This window comes from Sphingomonas sp. SUN039 (assembly GCF_024758725.1).
Taxonomy (GTDB): domain Bacteria; phylum Pseudomonadota; class Alphaproteobacteria; order Sphingomonadales; family Sphingomonadaceae; genus Sphingomonas_O.
Genome location: NZ_CP096972.1, coordinates 3,443,378 through 3,459,271 on the forward strand (window position 1 = coordinate 3,443,378; position 15,894 = coordinate 3,459,271).

17 protein-coding genes are annotated in these 15,894 nt (G+C 65.1%); 7 read left to right on the forward strand and 10 right to left on the reverse strand.

The genetic code is table 11. The features are described from left to right. Window positions 1-57 precede the first annotated feature (57 nt). Genes M0209_RS17010 through M0209_RS17035 form a run of 6 tightly spaced genes read right to left on the reverse strand, consistent with a single transcriptional unit; the run spans window position 58 to window position 6,033 of the window. The gene (locus tag M0209_RS17010; RefSeq protein WP_258889458.1) at window positions 58-1,233 is read right to left on the reverse strand and encodes a CaiB/BaiF CoA-transferase family protein; all 1,176 of its coding nucleotides are present in this window, start codon (window positions 1,231-1,233) and stop codon (window positions 58-60) included. Continuing rightward, window positions 1,230-2,141 carry a hydroxymethylglutaryl-CoA lyase gene (locus tag M0209_RS17015; RefSeq protein ID WP_258889459.1) on the reverse strand — a complete coding sequence of 304 codons (912 nt, stop codon included), beginning with the start codon at window positions 2,139-2,141 and terminating at the stop codon, window positions 1,230-1,232. The genes M0209_RS17010 and M0209_RS17015 overlap by 4 nt, the downstream gene beginning before the upstream one ends. Continuing rightward, window positions 2,126-2,695, reverse strand: a complete 570-nt coding sequence (leuD, locus tag M0209_RS17020; RefSeq protein WP_258889460.1) for a 3-isopropylmalate dehydratase small subunit — start codon at window positions 2,693-2,695, stop codon at window positions 2,126-2,128. Before leuD ends, M0209_RS17015 begins: the two co-directional genes overlap by 16 nt. Continuing rightward, window positions 2,695-4,152: a 3-isopropylmalate dehydratase large subunit gene (locus M0209_RS17025; protein WP_258889694.1), complete on the reverse strand. Its 1,458-nt coding sequence runs from the start codon at window positions 4,150-4,152 to the stop codon at window positions 2,695-2,697. Before M0209_RS17025 ends, leuD begins: the two co-directional genes overlap by 1 nt. Then, the gene (locus M0209_RS17030) at window positions 4,145-4,639 is read right to left on the reverse strand and encodes a DUF3598 domain-containing protein (protein WP_258889461.1); all 495 of its coding nucleotides are present in this window, start codon (window positions 4,637-4,639) and stop codon (window positions 4,145-4,147) included. The genes M0209_RS17025 and M0209_RS17030 overlap by 8 nt, the downstream gene beginning before the upstream one ends. Next, entirely contained in the window at window positions 4,639-6,033 is a 1,395-nt protein-coding gene (locus M0209_RS17035; RefSeq protein ID WP_258889462.1) for an alpha/beta hydrolase, read from the reverse strand. The genes M0209_RS17030 and M0209_RS17035 overlap by 1 nt, the downstream gene beginning before the upstream one ends. A 57-nt stretch (window positions 6,034-6,090) precedes the next feature. Here M0209_RS17035 and M0209_RS17040 point away from each other — a divergent pair, with 57 nt between their 5' ends. The 7 genes from M0209_RS17040 (at window position 6,091) to M0209_RS17070 (ending at window position 11,266) form a co-directional block, all read left to right on the forward strand. Then, the gene (locus M0209_RS17040) at window positions 6,091-6,771 is read left to right on the forward strand and encodes an isochorismatase family protein (protein ID WP_258889463.1); all 681 of its coding nucleotides are present in this window, start codon (window positions 6,091-6,093) and stop codon (window positions 6,769-6,771) included. Beyond that, window positions 6,768-7,628 carry a polysaccharide deacetylase family protein gene (locus M0209_RS17045; RefSeq protein WP_258889464.1) on the forward strand — a complete coding sequence of 287 codons (861 nt, stop codon included), beginning with the start codon at window positions 6,768-6,770 and terminating at the stop codon, window positions 7,626-7,628. Before M0209_RS17040 ends, M0209_RS17045 begins: the two co-directional genes overlap by 4 nt. Continuing rightward, on the forward strand, window positions 7,625-8,536 hold the full coding sequence (locus M0209_RS17050) for a polysaccharide deacetylase family protein (RefSeq protein ID WP_258889465.1): 912 nt from the start codon (window positions 7,625-7,627) through the stop codon (window positions 8,534-8,536). Before M0209_RS17045 ends, M0209_RS17050 begins: the two co-directional genes overlap by 4 nt. After that, on the forward strand, window positions 8,533-9,951 hold the full coding sequence (locus tag M0209_RS17055; RefSeq protein WP_258889466.1) for an aldehyde dehydrogenase family protein: 1,419 nt from the start codon (window positions 8,533-8,535) through the stop codon (window positions 9,949-9,951). Before M0209_RS17050 ends, M0209_RS17055 begins: the two co-directional genes overlap by 4 nt. Beyond that, complete coding sequence (locus tag M0209_RS17060; RefSeq protein WP_258889467.1) at window positions 9,948-10,523, forward strand: VOC family protein; 576 nt, start codon at window positions 9,948-9,950, stop codon at window positions 10,521-10,523. The genes M0209_RS17055 and M0209_RS17060 overlap by 4 nt, the downstream gene beginning before the upstream one ends. After that, window positions 10,520-10,969: a hypothetical protein gene (locus M0209_RS17065; RefSeq protein WP_258889468.1), complete on the forward strand. Its 450-nt coding sequence runs from the start codon at window positions 10,520-10,522 to the stop codon at window positions 10,967-10,969. Before M0209_RS17060 ends, M0209_RS17065 begins: the two co-directional genes overlap by 4 nt. A gap of 168 nt (window positions 10,970-11,137) precedes the next feature. Beyond that, window positions 11,138-11,266 (forward strand): hypothetical protein, encoded by a 129-nt coding sequence (locus M0209_RS17070; RefSeq protein ID WP_258889469.1) that lies wholly within the window; start codon window positions 11,138-11,140, stop codon window positions 11,264-11,266. A gap of 31 nt (window positions 11,267-11,297) precedes the next feature. On the opposite strand, the gene M0209_RS17075 is transcribed toward M0209_RS17070, so the two are convergent. Genes M0209_RS17075 through M0209_RS17090 form a run of 4 tightly spaced genes read right to left on the reverse strand, consistent with a single transcriptional unit; the run spans window position 11,298 to window position 15,850 of the window. Beyond that, complete coding sequence (locus M0209_RS17075) at window positions 11,298-11,993, reverse strand: FadR/GntR family transcriptional regulator (protein WP_258889470.1); 696 nt, start codon at window positions 11,991-11,993, stop codon at window positions 11,298-11,300. Window positions 11,994-12,005: 12 nt separating this feature from the next. Then, a complete protein-coding gene (locus M0209_RS17080; RefSeq protein ID WP_258889471.1) occupies window positions 12,006-12,935 on the reverse strand; it encodes a Gfo/Idh/MocA family protein in 930 nt (309 codons plus the stop codon). A 12-nt stretch (window positions 12,936-12,947) separates the two neighbouring features. Beyond that, on the reverse strand, window positions 12,948-14,729 hold the full coding sequence (locus M0209_RS17085; protein WP_258889472.1) for an IlvD/Edd family dehydratase: 1,782 nt from the start codon (window positions 14,727-14,729) through the stop codon (window positions 12,948-12,950). Further along, window positions 14,729-15,850, reverse strand: coding sequence for an aldose epimerase family protein (locus M0209_RS17090; RefSeq protein ID WP_258889473.1), 1,122 nt, complete (start codon window positions 15,848-15,850; stop codon window positions 14,729-14,731). The genes M0209_RS17085 and M0209_RS17090 overlap by 1 nt, the downstream gene beginning before the upstream one ends. Between the last annotated feature and the right edge of the window lie 44 nt (window positions 15,851-15,894).

Sequence of the window (15,894 nt, forward strand, 5' to 3'; positions counted from 1 at the left end):
AAGTGACGCTTTCCCCTGCGTCGGATTGCGCGGTGCTGTAAAGACCATTGAGCGCGGTCAGGCTGCTGCCCCTTTGGCAATCAGCGCCGAGATCGCGTCGGCGTCGTAGCCGAGCGCCGCCAGCACAGCCTGCGTATCCCGCCCGGGTGCGGGCAGCGCATCGCCGCCCCCCGGACGCACCCCGTCCATTTCGATAGGCAGACCCGGCAGCAGCGTCGCCCGCCCGTCGTCGAGCGTGACCGCCTCCAGCCCGCCCGACGCCAGCAGATGCGGATCGTCGAACATGTCCTCGGGCCGCCCGATGGGCGCGAAGGGCAGGCCGGTGCCGTCGAGCCTGGCGATAATATCGTCGCGCGCGAATGTCTTCACCAGCGCGCGGACCTGCGGCATCAACCGGTCGCGGGCGAGGACGCGCTCGTTGTTCTTGCGCAGCGCCAAGTCGGCCCACAGGTCGTCGAGGCCGAACAACTCGCAGAATTTCTGCCACAGCGCGTCGGTGACGACGCCGATAAATACATGGCTGTCGTCCGCCGTCTCGAACACGTCATAGATCGCCCAGGCCGAAATCCGGGCGGGCATCGGGTCGGCGGCGCGACCCGTCACCGCCTTTTGCGCCATATGCTGGCCGACGAGGTACACCGTGGTTTCGAAAAGCGACGATTGGACCTTCTGCCCCTTACCCGTCCGGTGACGCTCCTCGACGGCGGCCAGCACCGCGATCACCCCGAACATGCCGCCGGTAACGTCGATGACGCTGGCCCCGGCACGCAGCGGGCGACCGGGCGGGCCGGTCATATAGGCGAGCCCACCCATCATTTGCGCGACCTCGTCGAGCGCGGTGCGGCTCTCGTACGGGCCGGGGAGGAATCCCTTTTCGGAGCAATAGATCAGGCGGGGGTTGGCCCCTTTCAGCGCGTCATAACCCAGACCCAGCCGGTCGAGCGCCCCGGGGCGGAAATTCTCGATCAGGATGTCGGCGCGCTCGGCCAGCTGCGTCGCGATCCGAAGGCCCTCTTCAGCCTTCAGGTCGAGACAAATGCTGTCCTTGTGCCGGTTGTACATCGGGAAATAGCCCGCGCCCGACCCCAGCAACCGCCGTGTCTGGTCGCCGCCGATGGGCTCGACGCGGACGACCTCGGCCCCCAGCGAGGCGAGGATATGCCCGACCGCCGGCCCCATCACCATGTGCGTGAATTCGACGACCTTGAGGCCGAGCAGCGGTGTGGCGGTCATGCCGCGAACCCCAGCGGCAAGCCCGCGTCGGGCGTGAACCCGTAAAGCGGCTCGCCCGGCAGCGCCGCCGCGACGATATCGCGCACCTTGAGCAGCGCGGGCAGATCGATCCCGGTCTCCACCCCCATCGCCTGCAGCATGAACACCAGATCCTCGGTCACGATATTGCCCGACGCCCCCGGCGCGAACGGGCAGCCGCCAAGGCCGCCGAGCGACGCATCGAACGTCGTGATCCCCTCGTCCAATCCGGCGAGCACGTTCGCCAGCCCCAGCCCGCGCGTGTTGTGCAGATGCAGCGTCGTCAGCCGCTCGCCGACCGCACCACGCACCCCCTTCACCAGCCGCCGCACCTGCGCCGGATTGGCATAGCCAGTGGTGTCCGACAGGCTGAACTCGGTCACGCCCGCCTCGGCGCACGCCGCCGCCAGCCGCACAACGGCGTCCTCGCTGACCGGCCCCTCCATCGTGCAGCCGAACGCCGTCGACAGTCCGACCGCGAACTTCACGCCCGCCTCCGCCGCAATGCCGACGACCGCGCGGACCTCATCCAGCATCGCCGCGTGATCCTTGCGGACGTTCTTGATCGAATGGGTTTCGGACATCGAAAACGGGATCGACATGCCGTGGACGCCAGCCTCAACCGCCCGCGCTGCCCCCTTGGCATTGGGCACCAGCGCAACGACATTCAGCCCGGGGATGGTGCGCGCGAACGCAACAACCTCGGCGGTGTCGGCCATTTGCGGCAACAGCGAGGGCGGCACGAAACTCCCCACCTCGATTTCGCGTACCCCCGCGGCGGCCTCGGCGGCGATCCACGCTTTCTTCGCTTCGGTCGGCATGACCCGGTCGATGCTCTGCAACCCGTCGCGCGGGCCGACTTCGGAGATCAATATCATAGATACACCCATGGCCGCGCGATGCGGTCGCGTCGATGGAATGCCGCAATTGCCGCACTGCGTTTCAGGGTCAGGTCGATGGCGTCGAGCCCCTCGACCAGCATCGTCTTCGCCTCGGCATCGATTTCGAACCGGTAGCCCGCAACCGTCTGCATGGGCAGGTCGATGGTGACCTCACGCCCCACAATATCTGCAATCGCCTCCTTCGCCAGCACCACCGGGAGCACCCCGTTGCGGATGCAGTTGTTGCGGAAAATCGGTGCGAAGGTCTCGGCAATCACCGCGCGGATGCCCCATTCGGCCAGCGCCCACACCGCATGTTCCCGGCTCGACCCGCAGCCGAAGTTTTCGCCGCTCGCGAGAATCCGCGCATCGGGCATCGCGTTGAGCACGAAGGCGGGATCGGGCACGCGTCCCTCGACATAGCGCCATGGCGCGAACAGCCCTTCGGCAAGGCCGGTCCGTCCCGTGGTCTTCATCTCGCGCGACGGGATAATCGCGTCGGTGTCGACATTGTCGCGGGCGAGCAGTGCCACGCGCGCGGTGAGGGTGGTGAAGGGGGGCATCAAACCCTCTTCGCCTCGCGGAGAGGGCGGCGGAGCGCAGCGGAGCCGGGAGAGGCCTGAACAGTCGGCTCGGGCCTCTCCCGATGCTTCGCATCGCCCTCTCCGCTAGGCGAAGAGGGTTGGGTGACAAACCCCGCTACCGCGCTCGCCGCTACCACTTCGGGCGAAGCGATATGCGTCCTTATCCCCGGCCCTTGCCGCCCTTCGAAATTGCGGTTGGTCGATGAAATGACCCGACTTCCCGGCGCAAAGCCCTCTCCGCCCGCATAGAAACACAGCGAGCACCCGCTGTCGCGCCATTCGAACCCCGCGCGGGTGAAGATGACATCCAGCCCCTCGGCCTCCGCAGCGCGCTTCACCGCGCGTGACCCAGGTACAACGAGCGCCTTCACCCCCGGCGCGACATGCCGTCCGTCTAGAATGGCAGCGGCACGACGCAGGTCCGACAGCCGCGCGTTGGTGCAGCTGCCGATAAAGGCAGCATCTATCGGCACACCGGCAATCGGCATTCTCGCCGCGAGGCCGATATAGTCATGCACACGCCCCGGCCCCTGCGGCACGAAGCCGTCGATCCCGATGCTGTGTTCGGGCGACGTCCCCCAGCTGACCATCGGCCTGATCGCGCCCGCATCGATGACGATCTCGGCATCGAACACCGCGCCTTCGTCGGACTTCAGGTCCGACCAGTCGGGCAACGGATTGGGCGCGTAGCGACGCCCCTCCAGATAGGTGAGTGTCACCGCATCGGGCGCGATGATCCCGCTGACTGCCGCAAATTCGGTCGCCATGTTGCACAAAGTCTGCCGCGCCTCGATGTCGAGCGCGGTCACGGCATCTCCGGCGAACTCGACGACATGGCCGCTGCCCCCGCCCGCGCCGTGGCGCGCAAGCAAGGTCAGGATCATGTCCTTGGCGGTCACGCCGGGTCGCAGCTGTCCGTCGAATGTCACCCGCATCGTTTTCGGGCGCGCCATCCTGAGCGTCCCCGTCGCCATCGCATGTTCGGCCTCGCTCGACCCGATGCCCCAGGCGAACGCGCCGAACGCCCCCTGCGTGCAGGTGTGACTGTCCGGCGCGACCAATGTCACGCCCGGCAGCACAATCCCCAGCTCGGGCGAAATGACATGCGTGATCCCCTGATCGGGGTCATCGACGTCGAACAGCGTGATCCCTGCCGCGTGGCACGCTGCGCGGGTCTCGGTGATAAAGGCGCTGCCACCGGGCATGGTCGTCGCATCGCCCCGTCCCGGTCGTGTATCGACGATATGGTCCATAACCGCGAACACCCGCGCAGGATCGGCGACCGTACGCCCCGCCGCTGCCATGCTTTTCAGCGCCGACGCGCCGGTGCGTTCGTGCAGGAACACCCGGTCGACGGCGATCAGCGCGTTTCCATCGCCCAGATCGGCCACGACATGCGCGTCCCATAGCTTGTCGAAGAGCGTGCGCTCAGCCAGCCGTCATCTCCGCTTCGACCGCGCGCCAGTCGCGCGTCACCAGCTTTTCCTGAATCGCGGTGCGCGTTTCCAGCAGGCCGTTTCTGATCCAGTGCCACGTCCGGCAGCGGTTGACGCCATCGTCGGCGAGCTGGATCATTTCGTAAAGATAGAGCGACGGGTCGCCTTGCCGTTGCCAGTAAAGCATCACGGTGCGGTTGTATTCGTCCAGCCCGACTTCCGCCGCCCAGCCGACGATCAGCTCATTGTCCCACCAAACGCGCTTATCCCGATATTCAGCGGGAAAATCGCGGATATCGGTGCGTCCATCGTCCCAAGTGTACCAGTTCGTCTGGTGATAGGGCGAAGGTCCGCTGTCGGGAAAACGGCACAGCAGGCGCGATTTATGCTCGTCGATCTTCACATTGTCGGCGTTGAAATAGGTGTAGACCCCATCCCACACGCCTTCATGCTTTGCGAGCAACGGCATGTCTTCGCGGATTCCCATCAGCCTTCTCCCCTTTCCAGTCGTGCCAAATGCAGTGCTTTTGCCGCCGGAGCGCGCAGCCGGTTGCGCGTGTCGAGCGCCAATGCCTCAGGCGTAATCCGCGCCGGATCGATCGGCAGCGCGGTCGCCGCACACACCTCATACCACGGCTCGAATAGCGTCGCCGCGCGCGAAATACTCCAAGCCTTGGCCAGATACGCGCCGAAACGGTCGGGCGACAAATCGGGATAAAGCAAATCGGGATCGCCTTTGGCCAGCGGCGGCAGGACAACCTTACGCCCAGTTGCGGCCTCGAACGCGTCGAACACAGCCTGCCACCTGTCCCAACCCTCTCCACTTTGTGGAGAGGGCGGCGCAGCACCAGCGGAGCCGGGAGAGGAACGACCCGGCGGCTCGTTCCTCTCCCGATGCTTCGCATCGCCCTCTCTGCGGGGCGAAGAGGGTTGAAAATCGTCCGAAAGCCCATGCCCGGGCGGATCGACGGCATCGCCCTGCCAATGAATAAGACCATCGAATTCAGCCGTCGTTACGTGGACGAACCCCGCGTCCCCAGCCTCGGGCAGCGCTCCGACCGCCTCCTCAGCGCTCTCCATCAGAAACGCCAGACTCGCCGCCTGATGCGCCGCCGGTGTCGCGACTTTCGCCGCCGACCACCCCTTCGGCATCGGCCCCAGCCGGTCGATGTGCGCCTGTAATGGATCGCCGTCGTATGCTGTGATCAGCACCGGCGGCGTCGCCGCATCCACCGGCGGAATGTCGCGCGGCGCGCGCAACACCGCACCGTACCCCGCGCGATAGGCGTCGCCTGCGTCGAGCATTTCCATGACGACGGCGTGAGCCTTGGCCGGGTCGTCATGCGGGTTCAGCAACCGCGCTGCATCGCGCACATCGAACCACGGAAATACCCAGCTCTGTTCGAGGATGCGGTTCCACAGCCAGGTCAGGTGCTCGCCATAGGCCGAGGGCACGAACGGCGGCAGATAACTCTCGCCGAAAATCGCCATCTCCTCCGGCGTCCAGATCGCATAGCCACCGACCGCGAGGCGGCTGAACCGTTCGGGATGGCGCTTCAGCGCAGTGACGAGGATGATCCCGCCCGAATGAAAGCCATATGCCGCGACCTGCCCCAGCCCCAATGCATCGAGCAGCGCGATATTGGCGTCGGCGAAATCGTCGATGGCGGGCGAACCCGGCAAAGGCTCCGACTGTCCAAACCCCGGCGTGTCAGGCGCGATACAGGTAAAATGCGCGCCCCAGTCGCGCATCAGCGACTCGTATTCCTTCGACGAGCGCGGGGACTGATGAACCATGAGCAACGCCGGGCCGTAACCGCATTTGCGGTAATGCACACGGCGTGTGCCAACGTCGATGAAATGCCGCGTGATCACGGGCATAATTTGTCCGGACAAATTCATCTCGACAACCCCTAATCGTGTCTGCATGGTAATGCCATGACGATTGTTGGCTCCCGCATGTTGTCCGACGGCCGCACCGCGCGCCAGATTTTCGAGGATGTCATCGCGAACCCTGCCCGCGCCAAATTCGGCTTCGGGTCGAAACTCGCCATCGTCAACGTCGATTTCCAGCGCGCCTATACCGATATCCACGCCTTCAAGACCGCGTACGAGACCGACCCGCGCCAGATCGACTATGTCAACACGATCAGCCGTCTGGCGCGCGCGAGGGGGATGCCCGTCATCTGGTCGCGGGTCGGCTATGCCGATGACGGCAGCGATGCCGGGGTCTGGGGGACGCGCACCGACACGCCCGATTCATTGCAGAACATCGGCTATGGCTCCGAACGCCACGCCTACGACCCGCGCTGCGAGATCGACCCGGGCGACCTGCAATTCACCAAACGCATGCCGAGTGCGTTCTTCGAGACACCGCTGGCGAGCTATCTCGTCTGGCACAAAATCGATACCGTGGTCGTCACTGGCGGCAGCACCAGCGGTTGCGTCCGTGCGACTGCCGTCGAGGCGTTGTCGCACGGTTATCGCGCCATCGTCCCCATCGAGACCTGCGCCGACAAGCACGAAAGCTACCATTTCGCCAATCTGACCGACCTCCAGCTGAAATATGCCGATGTGGAGCCGGTGCAGGTTGTGATCGACTGGCTTGAGAGCCGGTGAAATCCGACCCTGGCCTCTACGACTTCGTTCCCTATCGCAGCCGCGCGCCCATCGTCTGGCCCGGCGGCAAGCAGGTCGCGGTCTGGGTCGCACCCAACCTCGAATATTACGAAATCGATCCCCCCGCCCATCCCCGCCGCAAGGCGTGGACCAAAGTTCATCCCGATGTTGTCGGCTATAGTCACCGCGACCACGGCAACCGCGTCTCGCACTGGCGGATGGCCGATGTCATGACGCGCCACGGCTTTCCGGGCTCGGTCAGCCTGTCGGTGGCGCTGTGCCAGCACCATCCCGAAGTCGTCGCCGATGGGTCGGCGCGCGGCTGGGAGTTCTTCAGCCACGGCATCTACAACACCCGCTACGCCTACGACATGGACGAGGAACAGGAACGCGCGATCATCGAGGATTCGATCCGCACCGTCCGCGAGGCAACCGGACAGACGATCCGCGGCTGGCTGGCGCCCGCGCTGACGCATACCGAGAACACGCTCGACCTGATTGCCGAATACGGTCTCGATTACACCTGCGACCTTTACCACGACGACCAGCCGCAGCGAGTGAAGACCAAGACCGGCGATCTGATTTCGATGCCCTACAGCCTCGAGGTCAACGATCATTACGGCTTCTTCGTCTACAACATGTCGCCCCGCGACTATGCCGACACGCTGGTGCGGCAATACCGGCGGCTTGCGGATGAAGGTGGCACCGTGATGTGCATTCCGCTGCACGCCTATCTTATCGGCCAGCCGCACCGCATCGGGCCGTTCGAGGAGGCCCTGCGCGAAATTGCGGCGGATGGGCGCGGCTGGCTGACGACGGCGGGCGAGATTGCGGATGCTTGGGCGAAACAGCAATGACGCTCGATCCCGCCTATCTGGACTACCCGCATCGCCAGCATGGCTATGACCACGATATCTACGGCTGGTCGGCGCTCAAGGACCGCAAGCCCGTCGCATGGCCCGGCGGCGCGAACGTCGCGGTCTGGATCTGCGTCAGCCTCGAATTTTTCCCCCTCACCCCCACCGACACGCCGTTCCGCGCGCCGGGGCATATGCAAACCGCCTATCCCGACTACCGCCACTATACCGCGCGCGAATACGGGACGCGGGTCGGGTTTTACCGCCTGCTCGATGCGTTTGCGAAAGCGCACATCAAAGTGTCGGTCGCCACCAACAGCACCATCGCCGAACGCTATCCGTCGATCATCGCCGACATCGTGAGCGCAGGGCACGAGATCGTCGCGCATTCCACCGACATGAACGGCACTATCGCCACCGGTCTGCCCGAAGCCGACGAGCGCGCGTTGATCTCGACATCGCTCGACACGCTGGAACGTGTGAGCGGCACCCGCGCGACCGGCTGGCTCTCCATCGCCCGTTCGCAGAGCTGGAACACGCCCCGCTTGCTGCACGAAGCGGGGGTGCGCTATTGCTGCGACTGGGTGAACGACGAGCTGCCGTATCGCTTCGAAAACGGCCTCATCAATCTGCCTCTCAACCACGAACTTAGCGACCGTCAGATTATCGCAGTCCAGCAGCAATCGGCGGACAGCTATGCGCAGCAAATGTGCGACGCGTTCGACTGGCTGGCGGGCGAAGCAGCAACGCAAGGCGGGCGCATGCTTCCGCTGCACATTACGCCGTACATCATGGGCCTGCCCTATCGCATCGACGCGTTCGAAAGACTGCTCGCCGATCTGAAGGCCAATGGCGCGTGGTTCGCAAGCGGTGACGAAATCATCGCTGCCTGGGACGTGCAGCAATGAAAATCCGCAACCCGCGCACTGGCGTGTACGACCATGAGATCGCCCCGCTCGATACTGTCGCCGTCGAAAATGCTGCGCAGCATTTACGGGTGCGGCAGAAACACTGGGGCGCATTGTCACCCGACCGGCGCAGCGCTGTCCTCGTGGCATTTGCCGATGCCGTCGAAAGCCATAGCGTCTCGATTGCCGCGGCGCTCGCAATCGACACCGGTCGCCAAGCCATCTCGCAGATCGAGGTCGACGGAACCATAGGCGCGATCCGCCGCTGGGCGGCCCGCGCGCCCGGCCTGATCGCGGCGGCCTCGCCTTGTGACCAGCCGACCGCGATCCCGACGATCGCGACCTCGACCCGCCTTGTGCCGTATCCGCTCGTCGGGGTCATCAGCCCGTGGAACTTTCCGCTCACCCTGGCGCTGATCGACGCGATCCCCGCGCTGGCCGCCGGGTGCGCGGTCATCGTCAAGCCGAGCGAGATCACGCCGCGGTTTATCGGTCCCCTGATGGCCGCGATTGCCGAAGTGCCCGAATTGCCGCTGCTCGTGATCGAAGGAGATGGCGCAACCGGTGCGGCACTCGTGCGCGCTGTCGATTTCATCGCTTTCACCGGCAGTGTCGCCACAGGTCGCAAGGTCGCCGCTGCCGCCGCAGAGGCTTTCATTCCTGCCAGCCTCGAACTTGGCGGCAAGGATCCGATGATCGTCCTCGCCAGTGCCGACCCGGTGGCGGCCGCGCACACTGCCCTGCGCGCGTCGATCGTCAACACCGGACAAGCCTGCCAGTCGATCGAGCGCGTTCTGGTCGCGCGGAGCATTTACGAGCCGTTTATTGCTGCGCTCGTCAACGCAGCAAAATCGGTGCGTCCTAACTTTCCCGATATCGCTGTCGGCGACATCGGGCCGTTCATTTTCGACAAGCAGGCCGCAATCGTGCAAGCTCAGATCGATGACGCCGTCGCGGGCGGCGCGACTGTGCTCGCGGGCGGGCAGATCGAAACAATGGGTGGCGGACTGTATCTCCGTCCGACCGTCCTGACCGGCGTCACGCCGGCGATGACACTCATGCGCGAAGAGACGTTCGGGCCGGTTATACCTGTGACCGTTTTCGAGAATGTCGAGGATGCGATTTCTGACGCCAACGCCAGCCACTTCGGGCTGAGCGCCGCCGTGCTCGCAGGAACGGTCGAGGAAGCCGAAGCGGTTGCCGTCCGCCTCGAAGCCGGTGCGGTCTCGATCAATGACGGATCGCTGACCGCCATGGTCTGGGAGGTCGAGAAAACCAGTTTCGGGGCGAGCGGTATGGGGCCGTCGCGCATGGGCGATTCCGGGCTGCTCCGCTTTTTTCGCAAACAGGCGATCATTCGCCAGTCCGGTTCCGCTCTTCCGATTTCCACCTATGCAGAGGATGCCCAAAGATGACGATCCTGCTCGTGCTTGCCGCGGCTGCAGCGCAGCCCGCTCCGCCGCCCCCCGGCAACCGGACCAACATAGCCGCCGGCGTCGAAAAGCCTGCCGAGCGGATCCCCACCGACATTCGTCGCGCGACCATTATCGTGCGCGACATGGAGACTTCGCTGAAGCTCTATCGCGACGTGATGGGGCTGAAGGTCAATTACGACACGGTCGTCACCACGTCTGGCGTCGCGCTTCCCGCAGGCGAGCCGGGGGCCAAGGCGCGGCTGGTGCTTCTCAACAGCAACGATCCCTATATCGGCTGGATTGGCCTTATGCAGTGGACCGCCCCCAAGCTGCCCGATCCCGGCCCGTACCCCAAACGCATGGGACCGGGCGGTGTGGTGATTGTCACCAATACCGACGACGTTCCCGCCAAATGCGCCGCCGCCGCCAAGGTGCCGGGCGTGACCGTCACCAGTGCGCCGCGCGAACAAGTCTATCCCGGACGCAACGGGGCAGCGCCGATCCGCGTCATCGGCTGCAATTTTTTCGACCCCGATGGCGTCCTCATCGAAATGAACCAGCTCCAGAAATGAGCGCATCCTTCGCCGAAGCCATGCCCAACATGCTGCGCCACGCGGGCGAATGGCAAGGCATCTATCGCCACGTCAGCCGCGATTTCGAACTGGTCGATCAACACCGTATGTGGACGAAGTGCGAATTTCCCGCGGACGGACCCTATGCCTATATCCAGTCGAACCGCCTGACATGGGCCGACGGCCGCACCGAGGAGCGAAGTTTCGGCGGGGCGTTCCGCAACGGCGTGCTCCGCTGGGACACCCACCGGTTCAGCGGTACCGGCTGGGAAACCCATGGCGGTGTCGTGATGCTCCGCCTCGATCGCAAAGACGTTGCGGATGCCTATTTCACCGAAATGATCGAACTGAGCGCCGACGGCAACAGCCGTGCTCGGACATGGCAATGGTTCGAAGGCGGACAGCCCGTGCGACGGACGCTCTGCGATGAATGGCGCGTCGCGTAAAATTCGCCGCAGATGAACCGTTGTTCATTGCACGGCCATGTTGTGTCACTAACTGTAACGCTATCGGAACAAGCGGTGGGGGCGAGAATGACGAAGCGCAGGCGGGGATTGGCCGTTATCTTTGCAGCTATTGCTCTGGTTGTCGCTTCGAACAACGGCGGTGCGCAATTGAAGGTCGCACTCGAGGATCGAGCCGATCCCAATCCGCGTCAGGTTTCGCTGGGCGTCGAACTTGCCGGGCTGTGCCTCGGCGTGGTGATCAGCTGGAGCAACCGCCTTCGCGGCGACGTCGGCTGAACACGCGTAGCCGTTTCACAGATGGTCATTGTTACGGCAGGGCGGCAGCCATGTCGTCGAGCGCGAGGCGCAGCAATTCCTCCATGGCGTGGCGGGCGCCCTCCCCATCGTTGGCGGCAATCGCGTCGAACACCGCGATATGTTCGGGCAGGGGATCGCGCGGCAGAGCCACACGCTGCTGCTTGAACCGGGTCGTCCAGCGGACCGCCGCACCGACCGAACTCGCCAGCGATGCCAGCGCGTCGTTATGCGTGGCCTCCAGCACCGAGCGGTGAAATTGCTGGTCGGCTGCCCGGCCGTCCTCGGAGGAAAGGCCGTGATGCGCCATCGATGCCAGCGAATCCTGCATTGCCGCGATCTGCGCTTCGGTCCGCCGCTGCGCTGCGAGCGACGCGGCGGCAGGCTCGATAATGCCGCGTAACTCGAACAGGCCTTTGACGAACTGCTCGTCCGGTTCGCCCGAGAAGGTCCAGGCGAGTACATCGGGATCTAGCAGGGTCCATCGCGCACGGGCCGTGACATGCGTGCCGGCACGCGGTCTGCTTTCGAGCAGCCCTTTGGCCACGAGAATGCGGATGGCTTCGCGATAGGGGGTGCGCGACACGCCGAGCGCTAACGCCTGTTCGATCTCGCCATCGAGCGCGTCGCCGGGCCGGTAGGCACCGCTCAGGATCGCGCTGCCCAGCTGGCGGGCAATCGCTTGGTGCAGGCGCTCAGCCCTTGCCATAGTGTGGAGCGCTCATGCGTCGAACGGGGCGACGATGCGGTTGGTCCCACGCAGGAAAGCGTCGGCGACCAACTGCAATGGGGCGAGATCGACGTCGCTCTTCCCTTCGTCGACCAGCTCGACGAAGCGGCGGTAAAGACCGGGATATTCGGCTTCGGGTCCGGTGTCCTGAACAACGCCGTCAATCGTGAGCGCATTGCCGCCGTGCGACAGGCATAGCGCTTCGCCATCGGCCTCGATCCTTATGTCCCAAGTTTGCGGGCCGGTCTGCCGCCAGTCGAATTCGGCAGCCACCGGCACGCCTCCCGCTGTCGCCATGGCTAGGCGCGCGGCAATGGGGGCGTGCCGGTTGGCGGGGGTTTCGAGTTCGGCGTCGATCAGGCGCACCGGCTCGCCGATCACTTCGGTCAGGATCGACAGGGCATTGATCCCGGGGTCGAACACGCCGAAGCCGCCTGCTTCCCAGATCCAGTCCTGCCCCGGATGCCAGTGACGGACATCTTCCTTCCAGGTGATGACAACCTGCTGGATCCGGCGTGCGGCGATCCATGCCTTGGCCGTCGCCACTGCCGAAGCATGGCGCGAATGCCACCCGGCAAACAGGGTGGTGCCCCGGTGCGCCGCCAGTGCCGCCAGCGCTTGTGCCTCGGAAACCGTCGCCCCGGGGGGCTTTTCGAGAAAGACGTGCTTGCCCGCCGCCAGCGCCATGCGTGCCGCGTCGAAGCGTGCCTGCGGCGGCTGACACAGTACAATTCCATCGAGGCCGGGTTCGCCCGCCAGCATCGCGCCGAGATCGGCATAGTTGACAACACCCTGTGCCGTCGCGTTGCGGCTGGCGACCGCGACCAGCTCGATCTCCTCGGTCGCGGCAATGGCGGGAAGGTGCTGGTCGCGCGCGATCTTGCCGAGGCCGACCAGCCCGAGGCGGATAGGGTGCGTCATCGTCCGGGCGCGCTAATGATTGTCACGCGGCAGGCCGCGGGTCTGCGCGATACGCTGATAGTCTTCGGCACCTTCGAGAATCGCGCCGGTCTGCAACTGTCCGATGTGCGCGCGCTGGATGGCCTGCCACGGCGTTTGCGAGGCCGGGTAGCGATAGCCGCCTGCCGCTTCGAGCTTTGCCTTGCGCGCGGCGAGCTCGGCATCGTCGATCAGCACATCGACGGTCCCGCGCTTCAGGTCGATCCGCACCCGGTCGCCGCTCTCTAGCAGCGCCAGTCCGCCGCCTGCTGCGGCTTCGGGCGAGGCGTTGAGGATCGAGGGCGACCCGCTCGTGCCCGATTGCCGCCCGTCGCCGAGGCAGGGCAGCGCCGCAACCCCCTCACGCAACAGATAGGCGGGCGCGCGCATGTTCACGACCTCGGCGGCACCCGGATAGCCGATGGGCCCTGCGCCGCGCATCACCAGCATCGTTGTCGCATCGATGGCGAATGTGGGATCGTCGATCCGCGCGTGATAGTCCTCCGGCCCGTCGAACACGATCACCGGCCCCTCGAAGGCATCGGGATCGTCGGGGTTCGACAGATAGCGCGCGCGGAACTCCGGCGAGATAACACTGGTTTTCATCACCGCACTGTCGAACAAATTGCCCGACAGTACGAGGAAACCGGCGTCGGCCAATATGGGCGTGGCGAAGGGCCGGATGACCTTTTCGTCTTCGATTGCGACGCCCCGGCAATTGTCGCCAATTGTCTTGCCATTGGCGGTCATCGCATCCTCGCGGATCAGCCCCTGTTCGATCAGTTGGCTGGTGACAGCGGGCACGCCGCCCGCGTGGTAATAATCCTCGCCCAGATATTCGCCCGCCGGTTGCAAATTGACCAGCAGCGGCACCTTGTGGCCGTGGTCCTGCCAGTCGCGCAGGTCGAGATCGACGCCCATGTGCCGCGCAATCGCCGCCAGATGGATCGGCGCATTGGTCGAACCACCAATGGCCGAATTGACGACGATGGCATTGAGGAACGAGTCGCGCGTCATGATGTCCGACGGCTTCAGGTCTTCGTCGACCATCTCGACAATACGAAGCCCGGTGCGATACGCATTCTCCTGCCGATCGCGATAGGGCGCGGGGATTGCCGCCGACCCCGGCAGCGACATCCCGAGCACTTCGCACAGCGAATTCATCGTCGTGGCCGTGCCCATCGTGTTGCAATAGCCGGTCGAAGGGGCGGACGACGCCACCAGCTTTATGAAGCCCGCATCGTCGATTTCGCCCCGGCTGAGCATCTCGCGTGCCTTCCATACGATGGTGCCGCTGCCGGTACGCTCGCCCTTGTGCCAGCCGTTGAGCATCGGCCCCACCGACAGCGCGATGGCGGGCAGGTTGACCGTCGCTGCGGCCATCAGACAGGCAGGCGTCGTCTTGTCGCAGCCGATGGTCAGCACCACCCCGTCCAGCGGGTAGCCGTAAAGCACCTCGACCAACCCGAGATAAGCCAGGTTGCGGTCGAGCCCCGCTGTCGGGCGCTTGCCGGTTTCCTGGATCGGATGGACCGGAAATTCGATCGGAATGCCGCCCTGCTCGCGGATGCCGTCTCGCACGCGTTCGGCCAGCACGAGATGGTGGCGGTTGCAGGGGGACAGGTCCGAACCTGTCTGCGCGATGCCGATGATCGGACGCCCCGAGCGCAGTTCGTCGAGGCTCAGACCGAAGTTCAGATAGCGCTCGAGATAGAGCGCCGTCATGTCGACATTGGCCGGATTGTCGAACCAGGCAGCGGACCGGAGCTTGGTCATCAGCGGCTCACGGACACACGGTAGATCATCGCGTGGCGGTACGGCTTGCCGGGGTCGACGCGCGCGGAGCCGAAGGCTGGCTGGTTCGGCGTGTCTGGAAACTTCTGCGGCTCGAGCGCGATGCCATCGCCCATGCGGTAGAGATGGCCGCCTCTGCCTGCCACCGTCCCGTCGAGAAAATTGCCGGTATAGAGCTGCACGCCGGGTTCGGTGGTCAGCACCTCGAGCACGCGGCCCGACGCCGGGTCCTCCAGCCGCGCGGCAAGCTGCGGCGTCGCCGTCTGTCCCTTGTCGAGCACGAAATTATGGTCATAGCCCCGGCCGATCGCGATCTGCGGGTCCTTGCCGTCGCGCACCCCGTCGTCCAGCGCCCGACCGCGCCGGAAATCGAAGACGCTGCCCGTAACGTCGCGCAACTCGCCCGTCGGGATCAGCGTCTTGTCGACGGGCGTGAAGCGCGCAGCAGGGATCGTCAGAAGGTGGAGCATCGCCCCCTGCACCGCCGCTTTGCCGGCCAGGTTGAACAGCGCGTGATTGGTCATGTTGACGACCGTCGGCTTGTCGGTCGTCGCTTCGAATACGATGCCCAGCTCCCCGCGCTCGTCGAGCGTGTAGGCGACTGTCACGTCGAGATTGCCGGGATAGCCCATCTCGCCGTCGGGGCTCCGGTGAGTCAGCACGACGCGCGCCACCGGGCCACCAACGACATGTGCCACCGTCCAGTTCGCCCGGTCGAATCCCTGCCCACCGCCATGCAGCGAATTCGGCGCGTTGTTCTTGGGCACGGTATAGGCCGTTCCGTCGATCTCGAACCGGGCGTTTGCAATGCGGTTGGCCACGCGGCCGATTGTCACGCCGAGATAATCCTGATGCGCCTCATAATCGGAGGGCGTGTCATGCCCCAGCGTGATTTCGGCAGCATGACCCTGGCGGTCGGGCGCGACCAGCGACTGGAGCGTGGCACCATAAGTCAGGATGCGCGCCGAAACGCCGTGGGCGTTGCGCAGCGTGATCGCCTCAACTGCGGTTCCGTCCTTCAGCTTCCCCGCCGCCGACCGCTCGGCGCTTGCCCCGTTCGCCGGTCCTGCGGCCAGCGAAAGCGCCGCTGCTATTCCGGCCATCAGCGCTTTACTCCAACCCGGCATGGTGCCCCCTCGATCGTGTT

Coding starts and splice junctions, on each gene's coding strand:
- M0209_RS17010 (WP_258889458.1), bottom strand. CDS start 1,233: ATGACCGCCACACCGCTGCTCGGCCTCAAGGTCGTCGAATTCACGCAC.
- M0209_RS17015 (WP_258889459.1), bottom strand. CDS start 2,141: ATGGGTGTATCTATGATATTGATCTCCGAAGTCGGCCCGCGCGACGGG.
- leuD (WP_258889460.1), bottom strand. CDS start 2,695: ATGCCCCCCTTCACCACCCTCACCGCGCGCGTGGCACTGCTCGCCCGC.
- M0209_RS17030 (WP_258889461.1), bottom strand. CDS start 4,639: ATGGGAATCCGCGAAGACATGCCGTTGCTCGCAAAGCATGAAGGCGTG.
- M0209_RS17035 (WP_258889462.1), bottom strand. CDS start 6,033: ATGCCCGTGATCACGCGGCATTTCATCGACGTTGGCACACGCCGTGTG.
- M0209_RS17040 (WP_258889463.1), top strand. CDS start 6,091: ATGACGATTGTTGGCTCCCGCATGTTGTCCGACGGCCGCACCGCGCGC.
- M0209_RS17050 (WP_258889465.1), top strand. CDS start 7,625: ATGACGCTCGATCCCGCCTATCTGGACTACCCGCATCGCCAGCATGGC.
- M0209_RS17055 (WP_258889466.1), top strand. CDS start 8,533: ATGAAAATCCGCAACCCGCGCACTGGCGTGTACGACCATGAGATCGCC.
- M0209_RS17060 (WP_258889467.1), top strand. CDS start 9,948: ATGACGATCCTGCTCGTGCTTGCCGCGGCTGCAGCGCAGCCCGCTCCG.
- M0209_RS17065 (WP_258889468.1), top strand. CDS start 10,520: ATGAGCGCATCCTTCGCCGAAGCCATGCCCAACATGCTGCGCCACGCG.
- M0209_RS17075 (WP_258889470.1), bottom strand. CDS start 11,993: ATGGCAAGGGCTGAGCGCCTGCACCAAGCGATTGCCCGCCAGCTGGGC.
- M0209_RS17080 (WP_258889471.1), bottom strand. CDS start 12,935: ATGACGCACCCTATCCGCCTCGGGCTGGTCGGCCTCGGCAAGATCGCG.
- M0209_RS17085 (WP_258889472.1), bottom strand. CDS start 14,729: ATGACCAAGCTCCGGTCCGCTGCCTGGTTCGACAATCCGGCCAATGTC.
- M0209_RS17090 (WP_258889473.1), bottom strand. CDS start 15,850: ATGGCCGGAATAGCAGCGGCGCTTTCGCTGGCCGCAGGACCGGCGAAC.